This window comes from Methanobacterium paludis, assembly GCF_000214725.1.
GTDB classification, from domain to species: domain Archaea; phylum Methanobacteriota; class Methanobacteria; order Methanobacteriales; family Methanobacteriaceae; genus Methanobacterium_C; species Methanobacterium_C paludis.
Window position 1 is genome coordinate 1,571,743 of sequence record NC_015574.1, and the last position, 19,791, is coordinate 1,591,533.

The following is a 19,791-nucleotide window of genomic DNA, read 5'->3' on the forward strand; positions in this document are numbered from 1 at the left end:
AACTTTAAGAGAACTTAAATTAATTTTCTAAACAATCTTTTTATAATATTCTAATTCTTCTAATATAAAGAATTAATTAAAGGGTTACTGCTTCTCCTCCAGCTTCTTCAATCTTTCGAGCAGCTGTCTCGGAAAATTTGGGGGATTTGATAATTAATGATTTTGTTAACTTTCCTTTTCCAAGTACTTTGTTGTATCCGAGGTCAGTTATGTTTATAACAACTTTATCGTTTTCTTTAGTTGCTAAACCCTTTTCAACAAGTTCTTCCGACTTTTCATCCAGATAGTCCAGATTTATAGGGTTGAATTTGAAGACACTTCCTTGTGGCCTTTTGAAACCATATTTTCCAAAGTGGTTTGGATCGAATTTAACCATCCAGGTCCAGTGGTGTTTGTGACCTCCAGCTAACCCTTTTCCACCTTTGTTACCAGCTCCCCTATTTTTCTTGGAACAACCTTTAGCGACTGTTCTTGAGCCTCGTAACTTTCTTATCTTCCTTGTTTTTCTTATCATATAATCACCTAAATGAGTTTCTGAATTGAGATTTTTTATAGGTTTTGAGTTTTAGAAATTAAAAAGATCTAAAAGATCTTTAATGATCTACTTTTGAACAAACATTCAAAGTTTAGATCATTTTCATTATAAGCTCAACTATATTTTCTCCTCTATATCCCAGGCTTCCGCCTTCTTTAAATGATGTTCGGGTATGTTCATAGCCTTTTCTTGGGGGGTGAAGTCTGAACACAGGTTTTATTCCAGCGTCATCCAGAGTTACTTTGGAATCCACGACTGCCTTTGAAAATTCTTCAATTGAATCGAAATCAGTGTTTTCTTTTAGGTATTCATCTGTAACTTTCTTACCACCAGAAAGCCTTCCCCTTTTTGCTATAACTTGAGATAATGTTTCAGCATCGATCTCGCCCCAGGTTATGTAATCTTTTGCTTTTTGAAGCATTCCTGTGTAACTGGGGTTTTCCTTAATGAGAGCTGCATGATTTATTTGGTTAAGTCTCATCATCATTAGGGTATCTGCTATGTCTTTATTTATTCCTGTTGTACCCCTTATTCTTATTGCTGCTATCATCCATATCACCCTTGATTATATTGTTACTCCGAGGTTTTTGAGATCTTTTTTGGTTGCTTTTACCATGCTTAGCTGTTTTAATGCTTCGAAAACTGCACCAGCAAAGTTTATGGTTGTCTGGGTCTGGCCCATTGTCTGGGACCATACATCATCTATACCTGCAAGTCCTAGGATGGTTTTTCCAACGTTTCCTATTGCAAGTCCAACTCCACCTGGAGCAGGTATGAGGGTTACACGAACGCTGCCTATTTTTCCTTCAACTTTAAATGGTACTGTGTGTTCCCTTCCACAGACACAACCCCAATCACCGCAGCCTCTTCTAACTTTGATGATATTATATTTGGCGTTGTCAACTGCTTTTCTTATTGCAGGGCCTACCTCTTTAGCTTTTCCCTGTCCGAGTCCAACATAGCCGTTTTTGTTACCAACTGCAACAATTACTCTGAAGTTGACTTTACGACCAGATTTATGCATCCTCTGAACAAGGTTAACATCCATGACCTCTTCCTCAAGGTCTGGAAGCAGTGTGTTTACTATGCCGAGTTCCATTATTGGGAGGCCTTTATCAAATATCTCATCAATATCTGTTATTTTGCCTTCCTTCACCATATGACCAAGTTCGGTCTTGGGTTCCCATTCCTCTTTATCGTAGTTATTCATTATGATACCCCTTCCTCAATCTTTTGTTTTATGGTTTCAAAGTGATTAGGGAGGTCTTTTGGAGATAAACCGTTTTTGATGTACTTTGAAAACCTTTGTTTAACTTCTTCGTCACTCAGGGATTCAGCGTATGCTGCAACGTGTTCACCCCTTATTCTTTCATCTGCAGGTAAAATCGCGTCACCGTGTGGAACGTAAAGTCCCGAATCAACTGCCCCTTTAAGTGCTGCAAATACTCTTGCACCTTTTGTTGAGGATTTTAAGCCAATGTCAAGCACAGCTTCGTCTACTCCTGCTTCCAGTGCTTTTTTACCACAGAGGAATCCAGTTAAATAAGCTGCGGAAGTGTTCTTACCGCTTCCAAGCCATCCTTGTTTTTTAAGTTCATTGGTATGTGCTGAAACTACTGTTTCATCCCCATCCTGTGTAACGTTTATGATCTGCACTATTGTGTGATTGTTTGTGATCCTCACAACAAGTCTTGATTTATCTAAACCGACAAGTTTTGATCTGGCTTTGTAATCGGTTTTTCCGTCTCTTCTTCTTTTAAATGCCAGTTTATATCTTGATCCTTGTGCCAATATAATTCCCCCCTCTATCTGAGCAAGTCATGATCCCTTGCATAGGTCTTCATGTAAGATTTGCTTCTGAAGGCACCACCTTTAGCCATTCTGTACAGCTTCCTGTAGGTGGTTTTATTTATGTCCCTGTTCTCTCGCATATCTTTTAATTCTGTTCTTAAAGACCTGATGGTAGTCATCCAAGCTTGTTTCTTTGGATTTCGAGCCCCTTTAGCTCCTTTTATACTACCTCTACCTTTCCTTCTTCCTTTCTTCTTTTGTTCCGCTATTTTCTTTGATCTGTAGCTGCTTATACCTTTTTTAGGTTTTGCTTTTATAGCTCCACTGTCTATGAGCTGTTTTACACTTTCTCGAGTTATAGCCCTTGATACTTCTTCCACACTCTCAGGATCTATCCAAACCCTGTTTACTCCGATTTTGAGTATGTCTGCAGCTAATCTCTTTTGAGTAGTAAGATTCATAAAGAAACCTCCAAACCAAACTTTTTTGAAAGTTTGATCAAAATTTTACACCTGAAACCTGTTTGAAATTTGTTGAAAACCTTCTCAAATTATTCTTTTTCTAAATTCTTTTAATAGTGAACTTAGATTTATTGAACATTTTTAACTTTGAGTCTTTTTAGTTTCCATTTCTAGGGGTTTGCAGGATTTTGGAATCTCTCCTATCGTAAAAAAATTTACGATTTTTTTTTCTTTTCTTGCAGTCATCGCGCATTCGATGATTGCACCCTTTTGTCCCGTTTGCAATGTCTTCGTCAATGCTGCTTGGTTTCTTGGTTATTCCATTTTATTTCAATACTTAATCCTTATTTCCAGCCATATTATCCAAATTAAAGTTGTGAAATATGGTTATTTGGAAAATAAAGATTTAATAGAAGATTGAAATAAAAAATAATTTCCTTAAACTCTTTTGGAGTTTAAAGCCCTTTATTTAGAATTTTTATTCCAAGTTCCTTTGCTTTCTCGAGCATTAATTCTTTTTTTCTTTTACCAATTGTGGAGCTGATCCTTCCAGCCTGTGTAGCTGGTTCCAGTTTTTCCAGATCTGTCATGTTACGGACAAGTATATCCTGGTATCCTGAAGGATGAAGTCCCCTCATAGTTTTTGGAGATCCGTAACCAATTGAGGCCATTGCAGGTTTTCTTGCCTCGTACCGTCTCCTCTTACTTGTTTTTCCTTTGGGCTTCCTGTATTTGTCCCCAAGTTTTTTGTACCTGAAATATTCCTGTCTTTTAAACTTTGGTTTTGTTGGTTTTTTCATTGGACCACCGCCTTATTCCTTACCTACAAGGTATATTCCATCCTGGAAAACCCTCGGGTCTCTTCCCCTTATTTTTGTAGCCTGTTCTAGGTTTGCCATGGTCTGTCCGACATCTTCCTTACTTATTCCAGTTACTGTCACTTCATCACCCTTAACTTGGACTTTCGCATCCCCTAAGATTTTTGCTGATCTTGGGTGTCTTTCACCGAGGAAATTTTCTATTGTAACTTTATTTCCAGCAGCTTTCACAGTCATAGGGAAGTGAGCGTAAACTATTTTCATATGGTAGGTAAAACCTTCTGTCAATCCTACGATCATATTAGTTATGTGGGATTTTATGGTTCCTAACATTGCTTTATCTTTCTTTTTAGGGAATTTAACTTCAAGCACAACGTTGCCATCTTCTTTTGTTATGACAACACTTTTGTGGTTGAATTTTCTGGATAACTGTCCCTTTGATCCTTTAACAGTCACCTCATCTGCTATGGTGACATCTATTCCTTCCGGGATAGGTATTTCTTCCCTTAGAATTGCTAATTGAGCCATTTTATCACCTTAGTAAACGTATACAAGGAGTCTACCACCGATTCCTTTTTCTTTGGCTTCCCTGTGGGTCATTACACCTTCAGGGGTTGTTACTATCATTATTCCAAAGTTTTTGGATGGTAAGTATCTCTTCTCAAATTTTTCAAATTCGTCTTTTTTGACAGCGTGTCTTGGCTTTATTACGCCGCATTTGTTGATGTTTCCTTCGAGTTCAACGATGAACTGCCCTGCCTTCTCATCGTCAACAAATTCAAATTCACCGATATATCCTTCTTTTTGCATTGTCCTTAAAACATGACCGATCATTTTGGAAGCAGGGGAGATTTTGCATCTCTTGTTTCCCTGTGCCTCATTGTTCCTCATGTTTGTAAGAGCGTTTGCGAGAGGATCCATAAGAGTCACTCATAACACCTCTTAGTTATATTTTTTAAATCCTATTCGGGATGCAATTTCCCTGAAACATTGTCTGCAAAGCATAAGATTGTATCTTCTCACAAGTGCAGAGTGATCCCCACATCTACTACATTTTCTTGATGCTTTTCCGTATTTTCTTGGCAATTTATCACCTATTCTAAAATAACCTGGAATTTTTCCTTCATGAATTCCATGGTTTCTTCCTTTTTGACTTGGTGTTTGGTTGGAACTTTCTTGTTCTGAATTTTTCTTCTTCTTATTCTATAACCCGGTTTTTCAAAGGTTATAGCAACATCCATTCCAAATATACCAATATCTGGGTCGTAACGCATTCCAGGGATGTCTATATGTTCGTGTATTCCGAATGAAACATTACCCTGTCTGTCAAACTGACTTGCTTTGATCTTCTTATCGATACCTTCAAGTATTAGTTTAACTGTGCTTACGGCTTTATCTTTCCTAAGTGTAACTTTACAGGCTATTGGCTGTCCTCTCCTTATCCCAAACTCGGGGTTTGTGACTTTGGAGTAGGTACGCACAGGTTTTTGACCTGTGATATTTGTAAGAAGCTTCTCAGCCCTTGCAAGTTCTTCACCAGCAGCTCCAACACCTATGTTAACTGTGGCCTTGTTTATTTTCACCTGTTCCATTGGGTTCATATCTAGTTACCTCCGGGAAGTGAAATAACAGGTTTGTCTTTTCCTATGACAAAAACGTAGTCCGTAAGTGTCAGGAAAGTTTTTTTATCATCTGTTTCAATTAAAACAGTATTTGATTTTGATGATCGTGTTACGTTTATTTCTTTAATTTTACCAAGTTCACCTATGTGTTTACCACCGGTTATAAGACCAATTGTACCACTTTCAAATTTAATGTGGTTCGTAACTGTCTGTTCCGGAACTTCAACCACAACAACATCCCCTGATTTGTATTCTTTTTCAACAAGGCAATTCCTTCCGTCGTGGAGGTTGAGCTGAGTTTTACCACCTTTTATTGTGGTTTTATCCTCAATTCTGCAGAGTTTAAATTCTGCATTTTCCTTGGTTATAGGATAAAGAACTAGGTTACCTTTGTGATTTGGTAATATTCTGTAAACTTTTTCAGATTTTGGTATTTCGATTACATCCATGAATCCCACTGGGAATTTGTAATCTTTTCTTGCACGGCCGTCCACAAGAATATCACCGTTACCGATGATTATTTTTGCTTCCCTTGAATTTTCAGCCACTTTGAGAATATCTCGCACTATGATAAGTAATGGTAATGATTCCTCAATTGAATGTGGGCCTGCACTTGGTTTTACAGTCCATTTATTTTCTTTTGGGTGTATTGGCCAGTGCTCTGGTGATTTAAAACGTTTTAGATGTTTTCTTGATCCCATCTTTGCCATTCTATCCCTTCCTTTCTAGTATATTATTTCTTTCTTCATCATCAAGGTCCAATTCAATTAACATAAGGTTTGAAGGGTGTATTGGATGGTAAATTTTGTTTCCATCAGGTTTTTGAAGTGATGCTCCCTCAACCATTATTCTTAAATTTTTAAGATCGATCTTTTCGACCTTTCCCTCATGATCCTTGAAATCGCCACGCATCACTTTAACAGTGTCTCCGAATTTTACAGGAAGAGATCTTCTTCCATATCTTTCCCTGAGCTCCTCACTGAGATTGACGCTTATTAATTGGTGGCGTATATGTAAAGGTGCCTTATAAATGAGTTTCCTTTGTTTCCTTGGCTGTTTTGACATATTATCACCATAATTTTAAACTATTATACTGGCAGCGCTTCCTATTGCAGGCCATCTGTCAGCTGCTTCTTTTGCAACAGGTCCCCTTACTTCGGAACCTTTCAACAAACCTTCGGGGGTTACTATGACAGCTGCATTATCATCAAATTTGACCCTTAAACCGTCTGCCCTTCTAAATTCTTTTTTCTGCCTTACCACAACAGCTGTTGTGACCTCTCTTCTCATGTCAACTGTACCTTTTTTAACTGAGATCACTACCATGTCACCGACACCTGCAGATGCAAGTCGTCGTCTAACACCTTTGTATCCTTTGACGGATATGATTTCAATTTCCCTTGCACCTGTGTTGTCCACGCACTGAAGTCTTGCACCTATTGGCAGTGCTTTTGTAACATTAGATGGAATAGCCTTCATTTAGTTCTCTCCTTTCACTTCCACTACAACGAAGTTTTTAGTCTTACTGAGACGCCTGCATTCTGCAATTTTAACAGCGTCGCCGACTTTAACATCAATGCAGTCAGGTTTGTGTGCTGTGATCTTTGATTTCCTTTTTTCGTATCTTTCGTATTTCCTGATGAATTTGTAAAAACTTCGTTCTACTGTTATGGTCCTTTCTGCCTTCTCACTTGTAACAATTCCCTCTAATATTTGACCTCTTACAGGGAGAGTTCCGTGAAACGGACAATTGGGATCATCACATTTTGTTTTTGGTTCTTTAACATCGATTCCAACCATATTATCACCTAATATGTCCTCTTATTATATTATTATAACTTTATCTGAGTTTACCAAGTTTCTTTTCAAGTTTAGTTTAAAAGTTATTTTCAACTTTCAAATTTTTTTTTGAATGTCCGCTTACGTTCTTACCAGTGCTTCTTTACCAGTATTTTCTGAATTTTTTCTTTATCCTATCCTCAGGGCGAGCAACGATTATGCGGCCGTCTATTTCAACCACTGTACCGTCAGGCAGTTTAAAATGGAAAGTTGCAACGTTTTTAGGAACCTGTTTTTCAGTTCCATCAACATCCACTGTTATGGTGTTTTTTGTTTCGTCAACAACTTTTCCATGTATCCCGATAAATCCTTCATGTGAGCTTTCATTGACCTTAACAGGAAGGCCTATAAGCTCGTGCCTGAATATGTTTTGTGGAGTGATCATAATTTTTATCCAGAAAGATCTGACAATTGACATTAACGTCTTTTTCTGTGTCTATCGTCTCTTTCCTTTATTTCAATTGTGTCTGAAGAAAAGCCCATTTTTGCAAGAACTTCCTTGACTCTCCTTTTGTGGTCGCCTTGAAGTTCTATTTGACCCTTCTTCGCTGTTCCTCCACAGGCACATTTGGCCTTAAGTTCCTTTGTTAATTCCCTTACGTCGATGTCGTGCTCATCTATTCCCTCGACAATCGTCATAAGTTTTCCGAATCTTCTTCTTACTGTATAGACCTTAACCTTTTGAATTTCTCTGGCTATCTCCTCACAGACGCAAAGTTCTTCTGGAAGACCGCATATCTCACAGACTTTCATCTATTTTATTTCTCCTGGTTTTTTTCGTTCATTATAGTAAGGACACGTGCGATTGTTCTCTTAAGTTCCTTGATTTTACCGGGATTTTCATAAATTCCAGCTGCGGCGCTTTTTGAGATATTTTTCGCATATTCTGCTTTGAGTTCATCCAGTTTAGCCTGGACATCTTCCGTTGCCATTGCCCGTATTTCCTTGCTTCTTAATATTACCATTTCTCTACATCCTTTTATAATTTGTGATAATTTGCCCACAGATTATATTTTATTCTGATTTGTCTGCCTTTTCCTCTGTTTTGGATTTATCCTCAGATTCTGCAGCTTCAGATTTATCGGTATCTTTTGGGCTTGTTTCATCATCTTTAGATTCTACAGGCTCTTCCGATGTTTTCTCATCAGGTTTTGCAGCTTCCTCTTCAGGTTCTACAGCTTCCTCAACAGATTCTTCTGGAACTTCCTCAGGAACTTCCTCTATGTCTTCTGCTTTTTCTTCTGTGATTTCTTCAAGGATATCTTCAGGTTTTACAGCTTCTTCCACAACTTCCACTTTTTCAGCGGATTTAGGTGCTTCTTCTTTTTCGATGTTTTCAACAACTTTTTCAACTGCAGGTTCTTCGATTTCAATATCTTTGATATCTACTTTATCAGGTAGAAGAATGCCTGGTGGCATGATTCTAACATAGATTCCAAGTACACCTGGTTTAAGCTGTACCGTTGCGAATCCTTTCCTAACGTGTTTGTTTGCTGGTTCTCCACATTTTTTGATGTATCCATCTGTGAATTTGGAGCATGCAGATCTTGAACCCCTGATTTTACCTGAGATAGTGACCTCAACACCCTGTGCTCCTGCACCCATTATTCTACGGAGTGCTGTGTATGCGACTCTTCTAAAATGCATACCTCTCTGGAGCATGTTGGCTATTTTATGTGCCATTATTTTTGGGTTTAATTCAGGTACTTCAACTTCTTTAACCTCTACTTGAGGGTTTTCAAGACCATAGTCATTTTTGAGGTTCTGTGTTATGCTTCTAACAGTTTTTCCACCTCGTCCAATGACCATTCCTGGCCTTTCAGCATAGACTACAACCATTGTACCAAGTGGAGTTACCTGAATTTCCATTCCACCATATCCGGCTCTCTCAAGCTGTGTTTCAAGGTACTCATCTATTCTTGTCCTTTTAAGACCTTCTGTTACAAAATCCTTCTCAATCATCAGTCTCTGCCTCCCCTAGAACTATCTGTACATGGGTTGTTGGTGTGTTGAATGGGCTTGCCCTTCCAAATGCTCTTGCTGTCCATCCTTTTATCACATAACCACGGTGGCTTGATATGTGGACGATTTTAAGGTTTTCTGTGTCAAGTCCCTTGTATTCAGCGTTTGCCTCTGCGTTTTTAAGAACTTCAAGTATTTGGGTTGAGGCTTTTACAGGGTATCGGCCTGTTGGCCATCCCTCAAGACCCCTTTTATGACCCACTTTTTTGTTGTGTCTTTTGAATGGTACGGGTCTAGTCATCTCGATTACTTCTTCCAGGTAATCTTGGGCTTCTTCAAGGTACATTCCCCTTATGGCGCTGCATATCTCAACAGCATGTTTTGGGGAGATCTTGAGAGCTCTTCCTGCAGCTTTTGCTGTTTTTCCTTCGTACTCATCTTGATAAGCGTATTTAATCTTTGACATTGTAATTTCTCCTTATTTAAGAGGCACAAACATGGATGATCTTGTTGCACCCATACCTGGATCTCCGTGCTGAACCCTCTGTCTGGTGATTGCGAATTCTCCGAAGTAACATCCAATCATTTCAGGCTGTATCATTACTTCAACAAACTCTTTTCCGTTGTGGATTCCAAAGGTTAACCCAACCATTTCAGGAAGAATTACCATATCCCTGCAGTGAGTTTTAATGATTTGAGGCCTTCCATTTTTATTGCCCTCTTTTTTAACTTTTCTTATCTGTTCTAAGACCTTTTTTTGCCTTGGAAGAAATCCCCTTTTAAGGGATCTTCTTGGCCTAGATGGTAAAAGTTGTATAACATTATCTAGTGGCATATCTTGTAACTCTTCTAGAGTGTAACCGCGATACTTGAATTCTTTTTTTGCCAATTAGTCTCCTCCTAATACTTTTTGTAAATTATTTCCCTATTTTTAATTTATTCAAATTAATAAGCAGATTTTAAGATAAACAAATTTTAAGCTTATCTCCTTTTACCTGTCCTGCTAGCAGCTATTGAACCAACTTTCCTTCCTGCTGGTGCGTTTCTTGAAACTGTTGTTGGTTTACCAGGGTGCTGTTTGTTTCCTCCACCGTGTGGGTGATCTACAGCGTTCATTGCCACTCCTCTAACACTAACTGATTTTTTACCCTTAGCATTGAGTGCGTAGTACCTGTTTCCTGCTTTGAGGTATGGTTTATCCTTTCTTCCTCCACCTGCAACAACACCTATGGTTGCTCTGCAGCGGGGGTTGAATGCCTTTAATTCACCTGAAGGTAATTCTATAATTGCTTTACCAACATCGTGTGTTATTAAAGAAGCGTAAGTTCCAGAAGATCTGACGAATTTACCGCCGTCTCCAGGATTGTTTTCAAGGTTGTATAATGGTGTTCCTTCAGGAATTTCACCGAGAGGTAATGAGTTTCCAGGATTTATTGGTGCTGAAATTCCGCATTCCACCTCATCATTTATTTGTATTCCTTCAGGTGCTAAAATAAGTCTTTTTTCATCATTTTCAAATTTAATAAGTGCAACTGGAGCTGTCCTACCTGGGTCGTGTATTATGTCCACTACTTGCCCCTTAAGACTACCCTGTTTCTCAATGTCATCGTAGGATCTGTAAGCTATTTTTCCCCTGAACCTGTGCGATGCACTTTTGTAAGTAGGAGTTCCTCTTCCTCTCCTCTGGATTATTAATCGTTTTCCCATTGTATTTCCTCCATCCTCATAAGGTTGGTAAAATTGTTAATTATGAAAACAAACATAGTTGTTATCAGAATACACCCATTTTCATTGCTATATCTTCTGCACTGTGTTCTGCTGCAAGTTTTATGTAAGCTAGCTTTACACCAGTAGTAGATCTTATTTGAGTGTTAACCCTTTCAACTTTCACAGCATAAAGTTCTTCAAATGCAGCTTTTATCTGAGTCCTGTTTGCAGTTCTTCTAACTACAAAGGTTAATTCATTATTCTGATCAATTGCATTCATACTTTTTTCTGTTAATTGTGGTTTTATTATTATTGCGTAAGGATCCATTTTTCACAACCCCTTTTATTGCTTGAAAAGTTCTCCTAACTTTTCAACAGCTGATTTTGTGTAAATTGTGAGTCTTCCAGGATGAGTTCCAGGAGCTAGAAGTTCTGCATTTAAATTATCCACAACAACAACGTCAACGCCTGCGTGGTTTCTTGCACCGAGGCTTATTCCTTTATCCTCGCCAACAACTACTAGTGGTCCTTTTGGGTTTTTGTATTTTCTTCCCCTTGTTTTACCTCTTCCAGCCCTTATTTTATGACCAGTTTTAGCCCTTACAACATCGTCCATTATCCCGAGTTTTTCAAATATTTCACGGGTTTCTTTTGTCCTTTTAACTGTTGCAAGTTCATCATCAACCACAAATGGTATTTGAGGTAAGTTTGCGATTCTGTGTCCTCTTCTTTCCACAATATCCCGGTTTGCTGTTGCAGCAACTGCTGACCTTATGGCCAGTCTCCTTTCTTTCCTGTTTATCTTTTCATGAATGATTCTTTCTGTCTTTGGTGGGTGAGCTTTCCTACCTCCAGTGGACTGTGGTATCCTGGCTGCTTTGGAAGCTGCAGGATGTCTTGATCCTTTTACACGTGGGACCATTGCTGCACCACGGCCGGAACCTAATGACTTTGCAGTTGTCCTCATACCTGCCCGAGGGTTTGCTCCCCATGGCTGTATCCTTGCTGTTTGTGATGATATAACTGCCCTTTTTATAAGGTCAGGTCTGAACTCTTCCATGAAAATTTCAGGAAGCTCAATTTCTTCTATGACTTCGCCTTCCAATGAATAAACCTTGATCTTCTCCATTTAAATCACTCTTTAGTTTTATCCTAATTGTTAACTTAAACTCCCTGTTTAGAAGCTGTACTTATGTATGATATCTGAGGAACGTCATCATGTTTTCCGTGGGGCCTAATAGCTTTTCTGAGCATTACCAACCTTTTTGAAGGTCCTGGAACAGATCCTTTAACTATGAAGTAGCCGTTTTTCACGAGACCGTATTTAACAAATCCGCCATCTGGGTTTACAGCATCTACTTCGTCTGCACCGCCTATCTTGAGGATTTTCTTGTTAAACTCTGTCCTTTTGTGGTATCCCATTTGACCTGCCATTGCAACAGTCCACATGGTCCTTGAAGGGTTCCATGGTCCTATTGAACCAACGTGTCTTTCTTTACTACTTCTTGCAGCTTTACCGTACTGGATCCTAATACCGAACCTTTTAACAGGTCCCTGAAATCCTTTACCTTTAGTAATAGCTATTGAATCAGTATGTTCGCCGTCAGCAAAAACATCTGAAGGGTTTAATTCTTTTCCAAGAACACTTACAGCATAATCCAATTTTTCTGCAACTGTCTTTCCACCGACTCCACATTCAAGTATTTCCGGTTTTTTCTTTGGAACACTTGCGAGTCTTGGTTTTGTGTGGACTAAAACCCTTATATCCACTATTTCATCCATTTTTTCTTTGAAATCTTTTAACTTGGCTTCTAAATCATTTTCTTTAGGCAAAGATATTGTTCTTTGAAGATCTTCATCGAGATCATTTGCCAGAATATCTGCCAGAGTTTTAAGTCCACGGGTGTCCTGTCTGTAGGCCCTTATTCCCATGACAACAATTGGAGGGGCTTCCAGTATTGTTACTGGTGTTGATATTTCCATTCCCTCTGTTGGTGAACTTTTCCTTGAGTCTAGCATGGTGATGTGAGTCATTCCCACTTTATAGCCCGGAAATCCTAAGAGACATGCTTCTTCAGTCTCAGGCCAAGCAGTTATTCGTGGTGTTTCACTAGCTGCTCTTTTCCTAGGACTAAATGCAACTGATCCTTTTCTTGGTTGATGATGTCTACTCATTTAATTTTACCTCCTTACTTACACATAATTTTTCCAAATATTCGAGTTAGTCTGCGTTTGAGAGCAAGTTAAACACAGATAAAGTTGATATAACAGCTTCTTCAGTCCTTACAGTCTTAGTCCCCTGTGAGGGAACAGTATTAACTTCAAGATCTATGACTTCTCTTTCTTTCTGGTCTGAGATAAGATCATGTAAGCCTGAATATGGACCACCAAACAAAATAGCCGTGTGTTTGGAGCCCTTTAAACGTTCTTTTACTTCGTCTAAAACAGAAGTGATGGGTTCTGCATACCGCGATGTTCCAATAACCAGATCTGGCTTTGGATCCAACATTCGGATGCTTTGATATATATTTTTATAAGTAGATATTGTTTTATAGCCCCAATAAAATTCTGGGATATCAGGAACTATTAATATATTATCCTTTGCAATCTTCTCTACTTTAAAGCTTAGTATTTTATTTACGCTAAGTTTTTCCTTACAAAGCGCAAGCCTTTCAGCACCGATATCAACCATAGTGCCTTTTTTTGTCCTTTTTATTGTTAATCCCTGTCTATAATCACCTAAACTGAGTTCTCCAGTTGGGTGATGTGGAGTTCTAAGTGGCGGAAGAATACCGACATTTTTCAACTCCCTTGTGAGAGGGAATACCTTTTTTCTAAGGTATTGAGGCGTATTCATATAAGTGAGGACATCACTAATAAACTTTACCTCTTCTTTTGTTGAATCATCACTGTAAACAACGATTCTGTCAGCTTTATAAATCGCTGCAGATCTTCCAATCAAGCCTACTTTGTAAGTTCTTATTCTTAAATCTTTTGTTTCAGCTATTATTGAAGCTGGTATAAAGATGGATAAATGCTTTTGTGCCATCTTTAAATGTTTGTTTTCAGTCTTAATAAACTATACTGAGGATTTTTTAAATTAAGAAAAGCAATTATATAACTAATTGGCAGGATTTCTCCCAGCTTTAAGAAATAAAAAGCATGACTAAGTCCTCAAAGAATATTAAACAATTATTTATTCAATTTACTATTTAAATTTATAGTTGAACAATTCATCACAAAAGTAGATTTCCACAGTAAATTTATTTTATCTTAGAGAGGACATTTTATATAGGTATCAATTTTGGTGCTAAAGTCAAGAAAAAAAATGTTAAATTCACCATTTTTGTTCACTATTTTTCAACCCTTAAAACAACCACATCCACATCAACCTTTTCCTTTTTATGAAAGTCATAAATGTGGGGTATCGGGAATCTGTAATAAAACCTGTGTGTAACTTTACCTCCAATAGATTTGAAAAAGTTCTCCACAAAATTTTCTGTTTCTTTTATATGGAAAGAATAAGCAACAGGGGCAATTTCAATGGCTTTAGCCATGAACTGTCTGTCAGCTTCTTTATTAGCTTTCTGAGCTCCAAATGGAGGGTTCTGGATCACGGTGTCTGCCTTCTCATCAAACTCTTTGATATCCATTGAAATAAATCTGGTTCTCTCACCAAGTCCAATGTCCAAAGCCTCAGATTGTGCAATTTCCACAGCATCAGGGTCCACATCCACACCTACAGCTTCACCAGCACCAAGGAGAGCAGACCCAACTGTAAGGATACCTGTTCCACAGCCAAGATCCACAACTTTTATACCTTCAATATCCCCCATAGCATGTGCATTCCAAAGAATATCTGCAGCTATCACAGCAGGGGTTGAATACTGTTCAAGAGCTACTTTAGGATGCATGTGTGATGGAATACGCTGCAAAGCAATTTCAAGCTGTCTTTTTTTTGTTATTTGCCTTTTAAACATGTTTTTAAAACCATCTTAAACATTAATTAATTTATTATTTTTGAGGCTATCTTTTTGAGGTTATTCTTATGATATTACAATAAATCTTATGATATTACAATAAAAATATACGTAAACAAAGTTATTTTCTTATAAATATTTTCTTATAATATATATGAACTATAATTGAACTATAAATTATTTTGAATATGTGAAGTTGTGATCTCTTTTGACGTACATAATTATTCTATAACTATCTTCTTACTATCTTCTTACCAATAAACCAGAAATAATCTTTAAACCCTTGATAAATTCTACTAGATTTATTTCTATTTTATTTATTCTCTTTTTGATACTTTTAGAATATTTTTAGCTAAGTTAAATCGTTGGAAATCTGATTTAAATAGATTATAAAATTAATTCGAAGTTAAAGTGAAATAAAATATATCACATTAAAAAGGAATTTATGGTTTTAATTTTGCGTTAAATTTGTGTAAAACTGAATTTTTGTTTTTATATGTTTTTTAGAGTTTTTTTGTTTTTATATTAGTTGATCAAGCAAAAAAAATATAATATAAAAAAGGAATAATGAAAATGTATCAGAATAATGAATTGGAAAATAGTGAATTAGAAATAATAAATAATTAAAAACTAAAGATTAGAAACTAAATAATAAAAATATAAGTATAAAATAGATAACTTAAAAAAATAAAAAATAATTAAACTGTTAACATGATTTTAAGAGTTAACAGGATTTTATAAAAGATTGGCAGGACGATATCATGTTTAAAAAAGTCTTGGTTGCAAACCGTGGTGAAATAGCCATACGGATCATGAGGGCTTGCAGAGAACTGGATGTTAAAAGCATTGCTGTTTATTCAGACGCTGATAAAAATTCACTTTTTGCAAAGTACGCTGATGAAGCTTACCATATAGGTGAATCCATACCAGCTAAAAGCTACCTTAATATAGAAAAAATAATTGATGTTGCAGAAAAATCTGGGGCAGAAGCAATACATCCAGGCTACGGATTCCTCGCTGAAAACCCTCTCCTTGGAGAAGAATGTGAAAAACATGGAATCAAACTTATAGGACCTAAAGGTCAAGTCATAAAAGATATGGGGAGCAAAATAACCTCTAAAACTCTTATGAAAAAAGCAGGAGTTCCTGTTGTTCCGGGGGCAAGTAAAGGGATAAGCAGCGCGGATGAAGCTATTTCCATGGCTGAAGCCATAGGATACCCAGTTATTGTAAAGGCATCTGCTGGTGGTGGCGGAATAGGTATGAGAACTGTTTATGAGGAAGATGAAATGATGAGGGCGATAGAGTCCACCCAGTCCGTTGCAGCTTCTGCCTTTGGAGACTCCACAGTGTACGTGGAAAAGTACATAGAAGAACCAAGGCACATAGAATTTCAGGTACTGGCAGATGAACATGGAAACACCATCCACGTTGCAGACAGGGAATGTTCCATCCAGAGAAGGCATCAAAAGCTCATAGAAGAAGCACCATCACCCATAATGACAGATGAACTTCGAAATAAGATGGGATCAGCTGCTGTGAAAGCTGCCTCTGCTGTAGGATACACAAACGCGGGTACAGTCGAGTTCATATATTCAGATGGACAGTTTTACTTTTTAGAAATGAACACCCGTATACAGGTTGAACATCCAATAACAGAAATTGTAACGGGTATTGATCTTGTAAAAGAACAGATCAAGATAGCTTCAGGCAGGGAACTCTGCTGTGCACAGGAAGACATTTCAGTTAGGGGTCACGCAATAGAGTGCCGTATCAATGCAGAGGATCCATTAAATAATTTCGCACCCAACCCTGGTAAAATTACAGGTTACCGTTCACCTGGAGGTCACGGCGTGCGGGTTGACAGTGGAGTGTACATGAATTACTCCATACCCCCGTTCTATGATTCAATGATATCCAAACTCATAGTTCTTGGAAGAACACGTAACGAAGCTATAGCACGTATGAGAAGGGCACTTTCCGAGTACATAATTCTGGGAGTTAAAACAACCATTCCATTCCATAAAGCAATGATGACAAACAGCCATTTCAAAAAAGCGGAACTCCACACGCACTTTGTCGATGAACACAAGAAGGAAATCATAGCAAATGTGGAAAAAGTTGTTCAGGCAGATAAAGAAATGGAAAACAGACTAAAATCAACGTTTTTACCATCAAAAAAAGTTGCAGCAGTGTCCGCAGCTGTTTCAAGTTACATGGCTAACTCCATTAATAACAATACCCTGGAGAGGTAGGTGTTTAAATGAAAAACAGTATACTGAAAATTCTTCATAAAACCCTGGAAAATTATGTTTCAGAGGATGAGATTACATCCCAATTCAACATTTCAAGAACAGAACTGCGGGATCATATCCAAACCTTGAGAGATGATGGATATTTCATAGAATACTCTCCTAAACAGGGTTACAGGCTTCTGAAAACCACAAATCTTTATTTACCATGTGAACTTCAAAAAGACCTTAAAACAGATTACATTGGGCATGAAATCCATTATTTCAATGAGGTTGATTCAACCAACAATGTTGCGAAGGAACTTGCCAAAGACGGAGCAGTTGAAGGTACAATTGTAATAGCAGAAAGCCAGAGTATGGGAAGGGGAAGGCGCGGCAAAAAATGGATTTCACCAGAAGGTGGAATCTGGATGAGTATAATTCTCAGGCCGAAAATAAATCCTGCCAAAGCCCCACAGCTCACTTTAGTCACAGGAGTTGCAGTTGCAGAAACCCTTAAAAATGAATGCGGACTTGACGTGGGCATAAAATGGCCCAATGACATCCTTGTAGGCGAAAAAAAGGTATGCGGCATACTTACAGAAGCTCAAGCCACTACAAAAAAGGTGGAATACCTTATTGTCGGAATAGGAATTGATCTGAACGTTGATGTAAAGCTCTTCCCTCCAAAATTAAGGGAAGGCGCAACATCACTTAAAAATGAGCTTGAAAAGGAAATTCACAGCGCAGAACTTATCCAGAAATTCCTTTTAAACTTCGAAAACAGATACAATGAATTTAAAGAGGATAAATTCCCAGAAATACTTAAGCAATGGAGAATGTTCTCTAAAACGATTGGAAGCTATGTTGAAGTGCATAAACGTGGAAGAACTGTAAAAGGAGAAGCTGTAGGTATAAACAAGGACGGTATTTTGATACTGGAGCTTGAAGATGGAAGTCTTGAAAAAGTGGTATCAGGGGAATGCATACACGTTAAGAAATAATTAAAGGTTAAAACAAATGATTTAGTTAGATTTTAAGATTATTCGAATTTTAATTAAAATCTACTCTTTTTAACCAAACTTTTTTAATTAATCCTTCTATTCTTTTTACATTTAAACTGCAAAATTTAAGTTTTAAAATATTTTTATTAAACGTCTATTTTCGGCGCGGCTTTTAATTTAACCTAAAAATTTTATAGAGGTTCCTATAATAATAATTTTTGATGATAGACAAAAGAGTGATATTGATTTTAATCTTTGCGGTGCTACTTTTAGGGTTAACACTATATTCTTACGGTGGTTACGAAAGTGACAATCTCACGTACCCCAAAGGCCCAGTTATAGGGCATTCAAACAAGGTTCTTGTGGTGGCACCCCATCCAGATGATGAAACCATCGCCAACGCAGGAATCATAAGGTACTGTGTTAAAAACAAGATCCCTGTACATGTGGTTGTGGTAACAAATGGAGAGAATTTCAGAGCTACAGGAATTGAAAGACATTCAGAAAGCATGACTGCAATGAAAAAATTGGGACTTAAAAGTGACGCCGTTACATTTTTGGATTATCCTGAAAATTCAGCATCATTATTCAATCAAAACTGGGGCTACAATAATTTATTTAAAGATGAAAATGGGACATCCCACTCCACTAATTCATTTGCATACGAATTGAATGCACCATACTGCGGTGAAAATCTTGAAAAAAATTTAAAGCAAATAATTGAAGATTTTCAACCAACCATTATTATTTACCCTGATGGAAATGATAAAAACCCTGATCACTGGACAACAAGTGCATTTGTGGACTATGCAACCAATAAACTGAATTACACCTGCAAAAAATATGGATATCTTACCCATACTTATTCACAATGGCCCTACCCAAGATCATATAATCCAGATACGTATCTAGTACCTCCTCCTGAACTCTCAAATCAATCATGGGTCGTATTTCCATTGAATGGAGTGGATGAATCACTCAAATTTGACGCAATAAAATCTTACTCTTCCCAGATTACACCGGACGCATCATATATCATAGCTTTCGTTAAGAAGAACGAGTTATTTTCAGTTTATTCTGATATAAACGTATCCTCACAGAAGAACAATACAAACTACTTCAAGGGCTCATCGTTTCCACCAACGATATTCCAGGACCCTGAAAATGACCTTTTAATTAATGAAATATCAAATTTAATCGATTTAAATCTTGAGAACACAGATTCTTTTGATTTAACTTCAATAGGATTTGAAATGGACCAGAATACGACGTGGCTATCCTTAAAAACCATGGGGGCAATTGCAAATAATACTCCCTACGAATTCCATATAAGGACCTTTGGAAGTGACAATGCCAGCAGAATCGACATTTGGATTCAAAATGGGAAAGCATCCTACGAAATGTTTTCACAAAATAGTGTTAAATCCCATCTTAAAATAAAAACCGTCGTTAAACATGATGGAGTTATAGTGGAAATACCATCAAACATTATAAACAGCAAAAAAATTATGATAAGCGCTGATGTAATGAACCAGCAGGGAATGGTTGATAGAACAGCATGGCGTACTGTAAATATAGTTTGATAAATGAATTTAAGTTTAATATTATAATTTTTTAAAAATGAACATTCTCATATTTTTTTACATTTATTTACTGTTTTTGAATCTACTCCATTTTCATATATGTTATCCTGCTCCATAAAAAAAATGTAAATATTTAAAAAGAAGATTATAAGATTTAAAAATAGAATTCCAAGAACCTCAAAAGATGATTATAAGATTTAAAAACGAATTGCAATAACCTAAAAAGAGTATTATAAGATTTAAAACAGAAATTACAAG

Annotated in this window: 28 protein-coding genes and 1 pseudogene; 3 read left to right on the plus strand and 26 right to left on the minus strand. The window is 37.2% G+C overall.

Annotated elements, in window-relative coordinates; translation table 11 throughout:
- Positions 1–76: 76 nt before the first annotated feature.
- From MSWAN_RS07195 to MSWAN_RS07315, 26 genes and pseudogenes are all read right to left on the minus strand, one after another.
- The gene (locus MSWAN_RS07195; protein WP_013825963.1) at positions 77–514 is read right to left on the minus strand and encodes an uL15m family ribosomal protein; all 438 of its coding nucleotides are present in this window, start codon (positions 512–514) and stop codon (positions 77–79) included.
- Positions 515–626: 112 nt separating this feature from the next.
- Positions 627–1,085, minus strand: a complete 459-nt coding sequence (gene rpmD / locus MSWAN_RS07200; RefSeq protein WP_013825964.1) for a 50S ribosomal protein L30 — start codon at positions 1,083–1,085, stop codon at positions 627–629.
- 15 nt (positions 1,086–1,100) lie between these two features.
- Positions 1,101–1,745, minus strand: coding sequence for a 30S ribosomal protein S5 (gene rpsE / locus MSWAN_RS07205; protein ID WP_013825965.1), 645 nt, complete (start codon positions 1,743–1,745; stop codon positions 1,101–1,103).
- A complete protein-coding gene (locus MSWAN_RS07210; protein ID WP_013825966.1) occupies positions 1,745–2,326 on the minus strand; it encodes a 50S ribosomal protein L18 in 582 nt (193 codons plus the stop codon). Before MSWAN_RS07210 ends, rpsE begins: the two co-directional genes overlap by 1 nt.
- A 14-nt stretch (positions 2,327–2,340) precedes the next feature.
- The gene (locus MSWAN_RS07215; RefSeq protein ID WP_013825967.1) at positions 2,341–2,787 is read right to left on the minus strand and encodes a 50S ribosomal protein L19e; all 447 of its coding nucleotides are present in this window, start codon (positions 2,785–2,787) and stop codon (positions 2,341–2,343) included.
- Between the two features lie 455 nt (positions 2,788–3,242).
- The gene (locus tag MSWAN_RS07220) at positions 3,243–3,587 is read right to left on the minus strand and encodes a 50S ribosomal protein L32e (RefSeq protein WP_013825968.1); all 345 of its coding nucleotides are present in this window, start codon (positions 3,585–3,587) and stop codon (positions 3,243–3,245) included.
- 12 nt (positions 3,588–3,599) lie between these two features.
- Positions 3,600–4,133 (minus strand): 50S ribosomal protein L6, encoded by a 534-nt coding sequence (locus MSWAN_RS07225; protein ID WP_013825969.1) that lies wholly within the window; start codon positions 4,131–4,133, stop codon positions 3,600–3,602.
- Between the two features lie 9 nt (positions 4,134–4,142).
- Positions 4,143–4,535, minus strand: coding sequence for a 30S ribosomal protein S8 (locus MSWAN_RS07230; protein WP_048188013.1), 393 nt, complete (start codon positions 4,533–4,535; stop codon positions 4,143–4,145).
- Positions 4,536–4,547: 12 nt separating this feature from the next.
- Positions 4,548–4,691: a 30S ribosomal protein S14 gene (locus MSWAN_RS12490; RefSeq protein ID WP_013825971.1), complete on the minus strand. Its 144-nt coding sequence runs from the start codon at positions 4,689–4,691 to the stop codon at positions 4,548–4,550.
- 8 nt (positions 4,692–4,699) lie between these two features.
- A complete protein-coding gene (locus tag MSWAN_RS07235; RefSeq protein ID WP_013825972.1) occupies positions 4,700–5,206 on the minus strand; it encodes a 50S ribosomal protein L5 in 507 nt (168 codons plus the stop codon).
- Positions 5,207–5,208: 2 nt separating this feature from the next.
- The gene (locus MSWAN_RS07240; protein WP_013825973.1) at positions 5,209–5,937 is read right to left on the minus strand and encodes a 30S ribosomal protein S4e; all 729 of its coding nucleotides are present in this window, start codon (positions 5,935–5,937) and stop codon (positions 5,209–5,211) included.
- Between the two features lies 1 nt (position 5,938).
- On the minus strand, positions 5,939–6,292 hold the full coding sequence (gene rplX / locus MSWAN_RS07245) for a 50S ribosomal protein L24 (protein ID WP_013825974.1): 354 nt from the start codon (positions 6,290–6,292) through the stop codon (positions 5,939–5,941).
- A gap of 15 nt (positions 6,293–6,307) precedes the next feature.
- Entirely contained in the window at positions 6,308–6,706 is a 399-nt protein-coding gene (locus MSWAN_RS07250) for a 50S ribosomal protein L14 (protein WP_013825975.1), read from the minus strand.
- Entirely contained in the window at positions 6,707–7,027 is a 321-nt protein-coding gene (locus MSWAN_RS07255; RefSeq protein WP_013825976.1) for a 30S ribosomal protein S17, read from the minus strand.
- 142 nt (positions 7,028–7,169) lie between these two features.
- Positions 7,170–7,451 carry a ribonuclease P protein component 1 gene (gene rnp1 / locus MSWAN_RS07260; RefSeq protein ID WP_048188369.1) on the minus strand — a complete coding sequence of 94 codons (282 nt, stop codon included), beginning with the start codon at positions 7,449–7,451 and terminating at the stop codon, positions 7,170–7,172.
- 32 nt (positions 7,452–7,483) lie between these two features.
- A complete protein-coding gene (gene yciH, locus MSWAN_RS07265; RefSeq protein ID WP_013825978.1) occupies positions 7,484–7,819 on the minus strand; it encodes a stress response translation initiation inhibitor YciH in 336 nt (111 codons plus the stop codon).
- A gap of 5 nt (positions 7,820–7,824) precedes the next feature.
- Entirely contained in the window at positions 7,825–8,031 is a 207-nt protein-coding gene (gene rpmC / locus MSWAN_RS07270) for a 50S ribosomal protein L29 (protein ID WP_013825979.1), read from the minus strand.
- Positions 8,032–8,236: 205 nt separating this feature from the next.
- A pseudogene (locus tag MSWAN_RS07275) lies at positions 8,237–9,028 on the minus strand (30S ribosomal protein S3); the annotation flags it as partial.
- Positions 9,021–9,494 (minus strand): 50S ribosomal protein L22, encoded by a 474-nt coding sequence (rplV, locus tag MSWAN_RS07280; RefSeq protein WP_013825981.1) that lies wholly within the window; start codon positions 9,492–9,494, stop codon positions 9,021–9,023. The gene rplV and the pseudogene MSWAN_RS07275, both read right to left, overlap by 8 nt.
- 12 nt (positions 9,495–9,506) lie before the next feature.
- A complete protein-coding gene (gene rpsS, locus MSWAN_RS07285; protein WP_013825982.1) occupies positions 9,507–9,917 on the minus strand; it encodes a 30S ribosomal protein S19 in 411 nt (136 codons plus the stop codon).
- Between the two features lie 92 nt (positions 9,918–10,009).
- Positions 10,010–10,735 carry a 50S ribosomal protein L2 gene (locus MSWAN_RS07290; RefSeq protein ID WP_013825983.1) on the minus strand — a complete coding sequence of 242 codons (726 nt, stop codon included), beginning with the start codon at positions 10,733–10,735 and terminating at the stop codon, positions 10,010–10,012.
- Positions 10,736–10,799: 64 nt separating this feature from the next.
- A complete protein-coding gene (locus tag MSWAN_RS07295; protein ID WP_013825984.1) occupies positions 10,800–11,063 on the minus strand; it encodes a 50S ribosomal protein L23 in 264 nt (87 codons plus the stop codon).
- A gap of 15 nt (positions 11,064–11,078) precedes the next feature.
- Positions 11,079–11,864, minus strand: coding sequence for a 50S ribosomal protein L4 (gene rpl4p, locus MSWAN_RS07300; RefSeq protein ID WP_013825985.1), 786 nt, complete (start codon positions 11,862–11,864; stop codon positions 11,079–11,081).
- Between the two features lie 35 nt (positions 11,865–11,899).
- Complete coding sequence (gene rpl3p / locus MSWAN_RS07305) at positions 11,900–12,910, minus strand: 50S ribosomal protein L3 (RefSeq protein ID WP_013825986.1); 1,011 nt, start codon at positions 12,908–12,910, stop codon at positions 11,900–11,902.
- A gap of 46 nt (positions 12,911–12,956) precedes the next feature.
- Positions 12,957–13,784: a putative RNA uridine N3 methyltransferase gene (locus MSWAN_RS07310; protein ID WP_013825987.1), complete on the minus strand. Its 828-nt coding sequence runs from the start codon at positions 13,782–13,784 to the stop codon at positions 12,957–12,959.
- Positions 13,785–14,088: 304 nt separating this feature from the next.
- Positions 14,089–14,715: an METTL5 family protein gene (locus MSWAN_RS07315; RefSeq protein WP_013825988.1), complete on the minus strand. Its 627-nt coding sequence runs from the start codon at positions 14,713–14,715 to the stop codon at positions 14,089–14,091.
- A 761-nt stretch (positions 14,716–15,476) separates the two neighbouring features.
- On the opposite strand from MSWAN_RS07315, the gene MSWAN_RS07320 reads away from it, so the two are divergent.
- The 3 genes from MSWAN_RS07320 to MSWAN_RS07330 all read left to right on the plus strand — a co-directional run bounded on the left by MSWAN_RS07320 (position 15,477) and on the right by MSWAN_RS07330 (position 19,533).
- Positions 15,477–16,970 carry an acetyl-CoA carboxylase biotin carboxylase subunit gene (locus tag MSWAN_RS07320; protein ID WP_013825989.1) on the plus strand — a complete coding sequence of 498 codons (1,494 nt, stop codon included), beginning with the start codon at positions 15,477–15,479 and terminating at the stop codon, positions 16,968–16,970.
- 8 nt (positions 16,971–16,978) lie between these two features.
- On the plus strand, positions 16,979–17,950 hold the full coding sequence (locus MSWAN_RS07325; protein ID WP_013825990.1) for a biotin--[acetyl-CoA-carboxylase] ligase: 972 nt from the start codon (positions 16,979–16,981) through the stop codon (positions 17,948–17,950).
- Positions 17,951–18,171: 221 nt separating this feature from the next.
- The gene (locus MSWAN_RS07330; protein WP_013825991.1) at positions 18,172–19,533 is read left to right on the plus strand and encodes a PIG-L deacetylase family protein; all 1,362 of its coding nucleotides are present in this window, start codon (positions 18,172–18,174) and stop codon (positions 19,531–19,533) included.
- Positions 19,534–19,791: the final 258 nt, after the last annotated feature.

Bases quoted from the DNA above. Each gene is read 5' to 3' on its own strand.
- MSWAN_RS07195 (WP_013825963.1), bottom strand. From the start codon at position 514: ATGATAAGAAAAACAAGGAAGATAAGAAAGTTACGAGGCTCAAGAACA.
- rpmD (WP_013825964.1), bottom strand. From the start codon at position 1,085: ATGATAGCAGCAATAAGAATAAGGGGTACAACAGGAATAAATAAAGAC.
- rpsE (WP_013825965.1), bottom strand. From the start codon at position 1,745: ATGAATAACTACGATAAAGAGGAATGGGAACCCAAGACCGAACTTGGT.
- MSWAN_RS07215 (WP_013825967.1), bottom strand. From the start codon at position 2,787: ATGAATCTTACTACTCAAAAGAGATTAGCTGCAGACATACTCAAAATC.
- MSWAN_RS07220 (WP_013825968.1), bottom strand. From the start codon at position 3,587: ATGAAAAAACCAACAAAACCAAAGTTTAAAAGACAGGAATATTTCAGG.
- MSWAN_RS07225 (WP_013825969.1), bottom strand. From the start codon at position 4,133: ATGGCTCAATTAGCAATTCTAAGGGAAGAAATACCTATCCCGGAAGGA.
- MSWAN_RS07235 (WP_013825972.1), bottom strand. From the start codon at position 5,206: ATGAACCCAATGGAACAGGTGAAAATAAACAAGGCCACAGTTAACATA.
- MSWAN_RS07240 (WP_013825973.1), bottom strand. From the start codon at position 5,937: ATGGCAAAGATGGGATCAAGAAAACATCTAAAACGTTTTAAATCACCA.
- rplX (WP_013825974.1), bottom strand. From the start codon at position 6,292: ATGTCAAAACAGCCAAGGAAACAAAGGAAACTCATTTATAAGGCACCT.
- MSWAN_RS07250 (WP_013825975.1), bottom strand. From the start codon at position 6,706: ATGAAGGCTATTCCATCTAATGTTACAAAAGCACTGCCAATAGGTGCA.
- MSWAN_RS07255 (WP_013825976.1), bottom strand. From the start codon at position 7,027: ATGGTTGGAATCGATGTTAAAGAACCAAAAACAAAATGTGATGATCCC.
- rnp1 (WP_048188369.1), bottom strand. From the start codon at position 7,451: ATGATCACTCCACAAAACATATTCAGGCACGAGCTTATAGGCCTTCCT.
- yciH (WP_013825978.1), bottom strand. From the start codon at position 7,819: ATGAAAGTCTGTGAGATATGCGGTCTTCCAGAAGAACTTTGCGTCTGT.
- rpmC (WP_013825979.1), bottom strand. From the start codon at position 8,031: ATGGTAATATTAAGAAGCAAGGAAATACGGGCAATGGCAACGGAAGAT.
- rplV (WP_013825981.1), bottom strand. From the start codon at position 9,494: ATGTCAAAGATTAAATACGCTTATCAAGATGAGTACGAAGGAAAAACA.
- MSWAN_RS07290 (WP_013825983.1), bottom strand. From the start codon at position 10,735: ATGGGAAAACGATTAATAATCCAGAGGAGAGGAAGAGGAACTCCTACT.
- MSWAN_RS07295 (WP_013825984.1), bottom strand. From the start codon at position 11,063: ATGGATCCTTACGCAATAATAATAAAACCACAATTAACAGAAAAAAGT.
- rpl4p (WP_013825985.1), bottom strand. From the start codon at position 11,864: ATGGAGAAGATCAAGGTTTATTCATTGGAAGGCGAAGTCATAGAAGAA.
- rpl3p (WP_013825986.1), bottom strand. From the start codon at position 12,910: ATGAGTAGACATCATCAACCAAGAAAAGGATCAGTTGCATTTAGTCCT.
- MSWAN_RS07310 (WP_013825987.1), bottom strand. From the start codon at position 13,784: ATGGCACAAAAGCATTTATCCATCTTTATACCAGCTTCAATAATAGCT.
- MSWAN_RS07315 (WP_013825988.1), bottom strand. From the start codon at position 14,715: ATGTTTAAAAGGCAAATAACAAAAAAAAGACAGCTTGAAATTGCTTTG.
- MSWAN_RS07320 (WP_013825989.1), top strand. From the start codon at position 15,477: ATGTTTAAAAAAGTCTTGGTTGCAAACCGTGGTGAAATAGCCATACGG.
- MSWAN_RS07325 (WP_013825990.1), top strand. From the start codon at position 16,979: ATGAAAAACAGTATACTGAAAATTCTTCATAAAACCCTGGAAAATTAT.
- MSWAN_RS07330 (WP_013825991.1), top strand. From the start codon at position 18,172: ATGATAGACAAAAGAGTGATATTGATTTTAATCTTTGCGGTGCTACTT.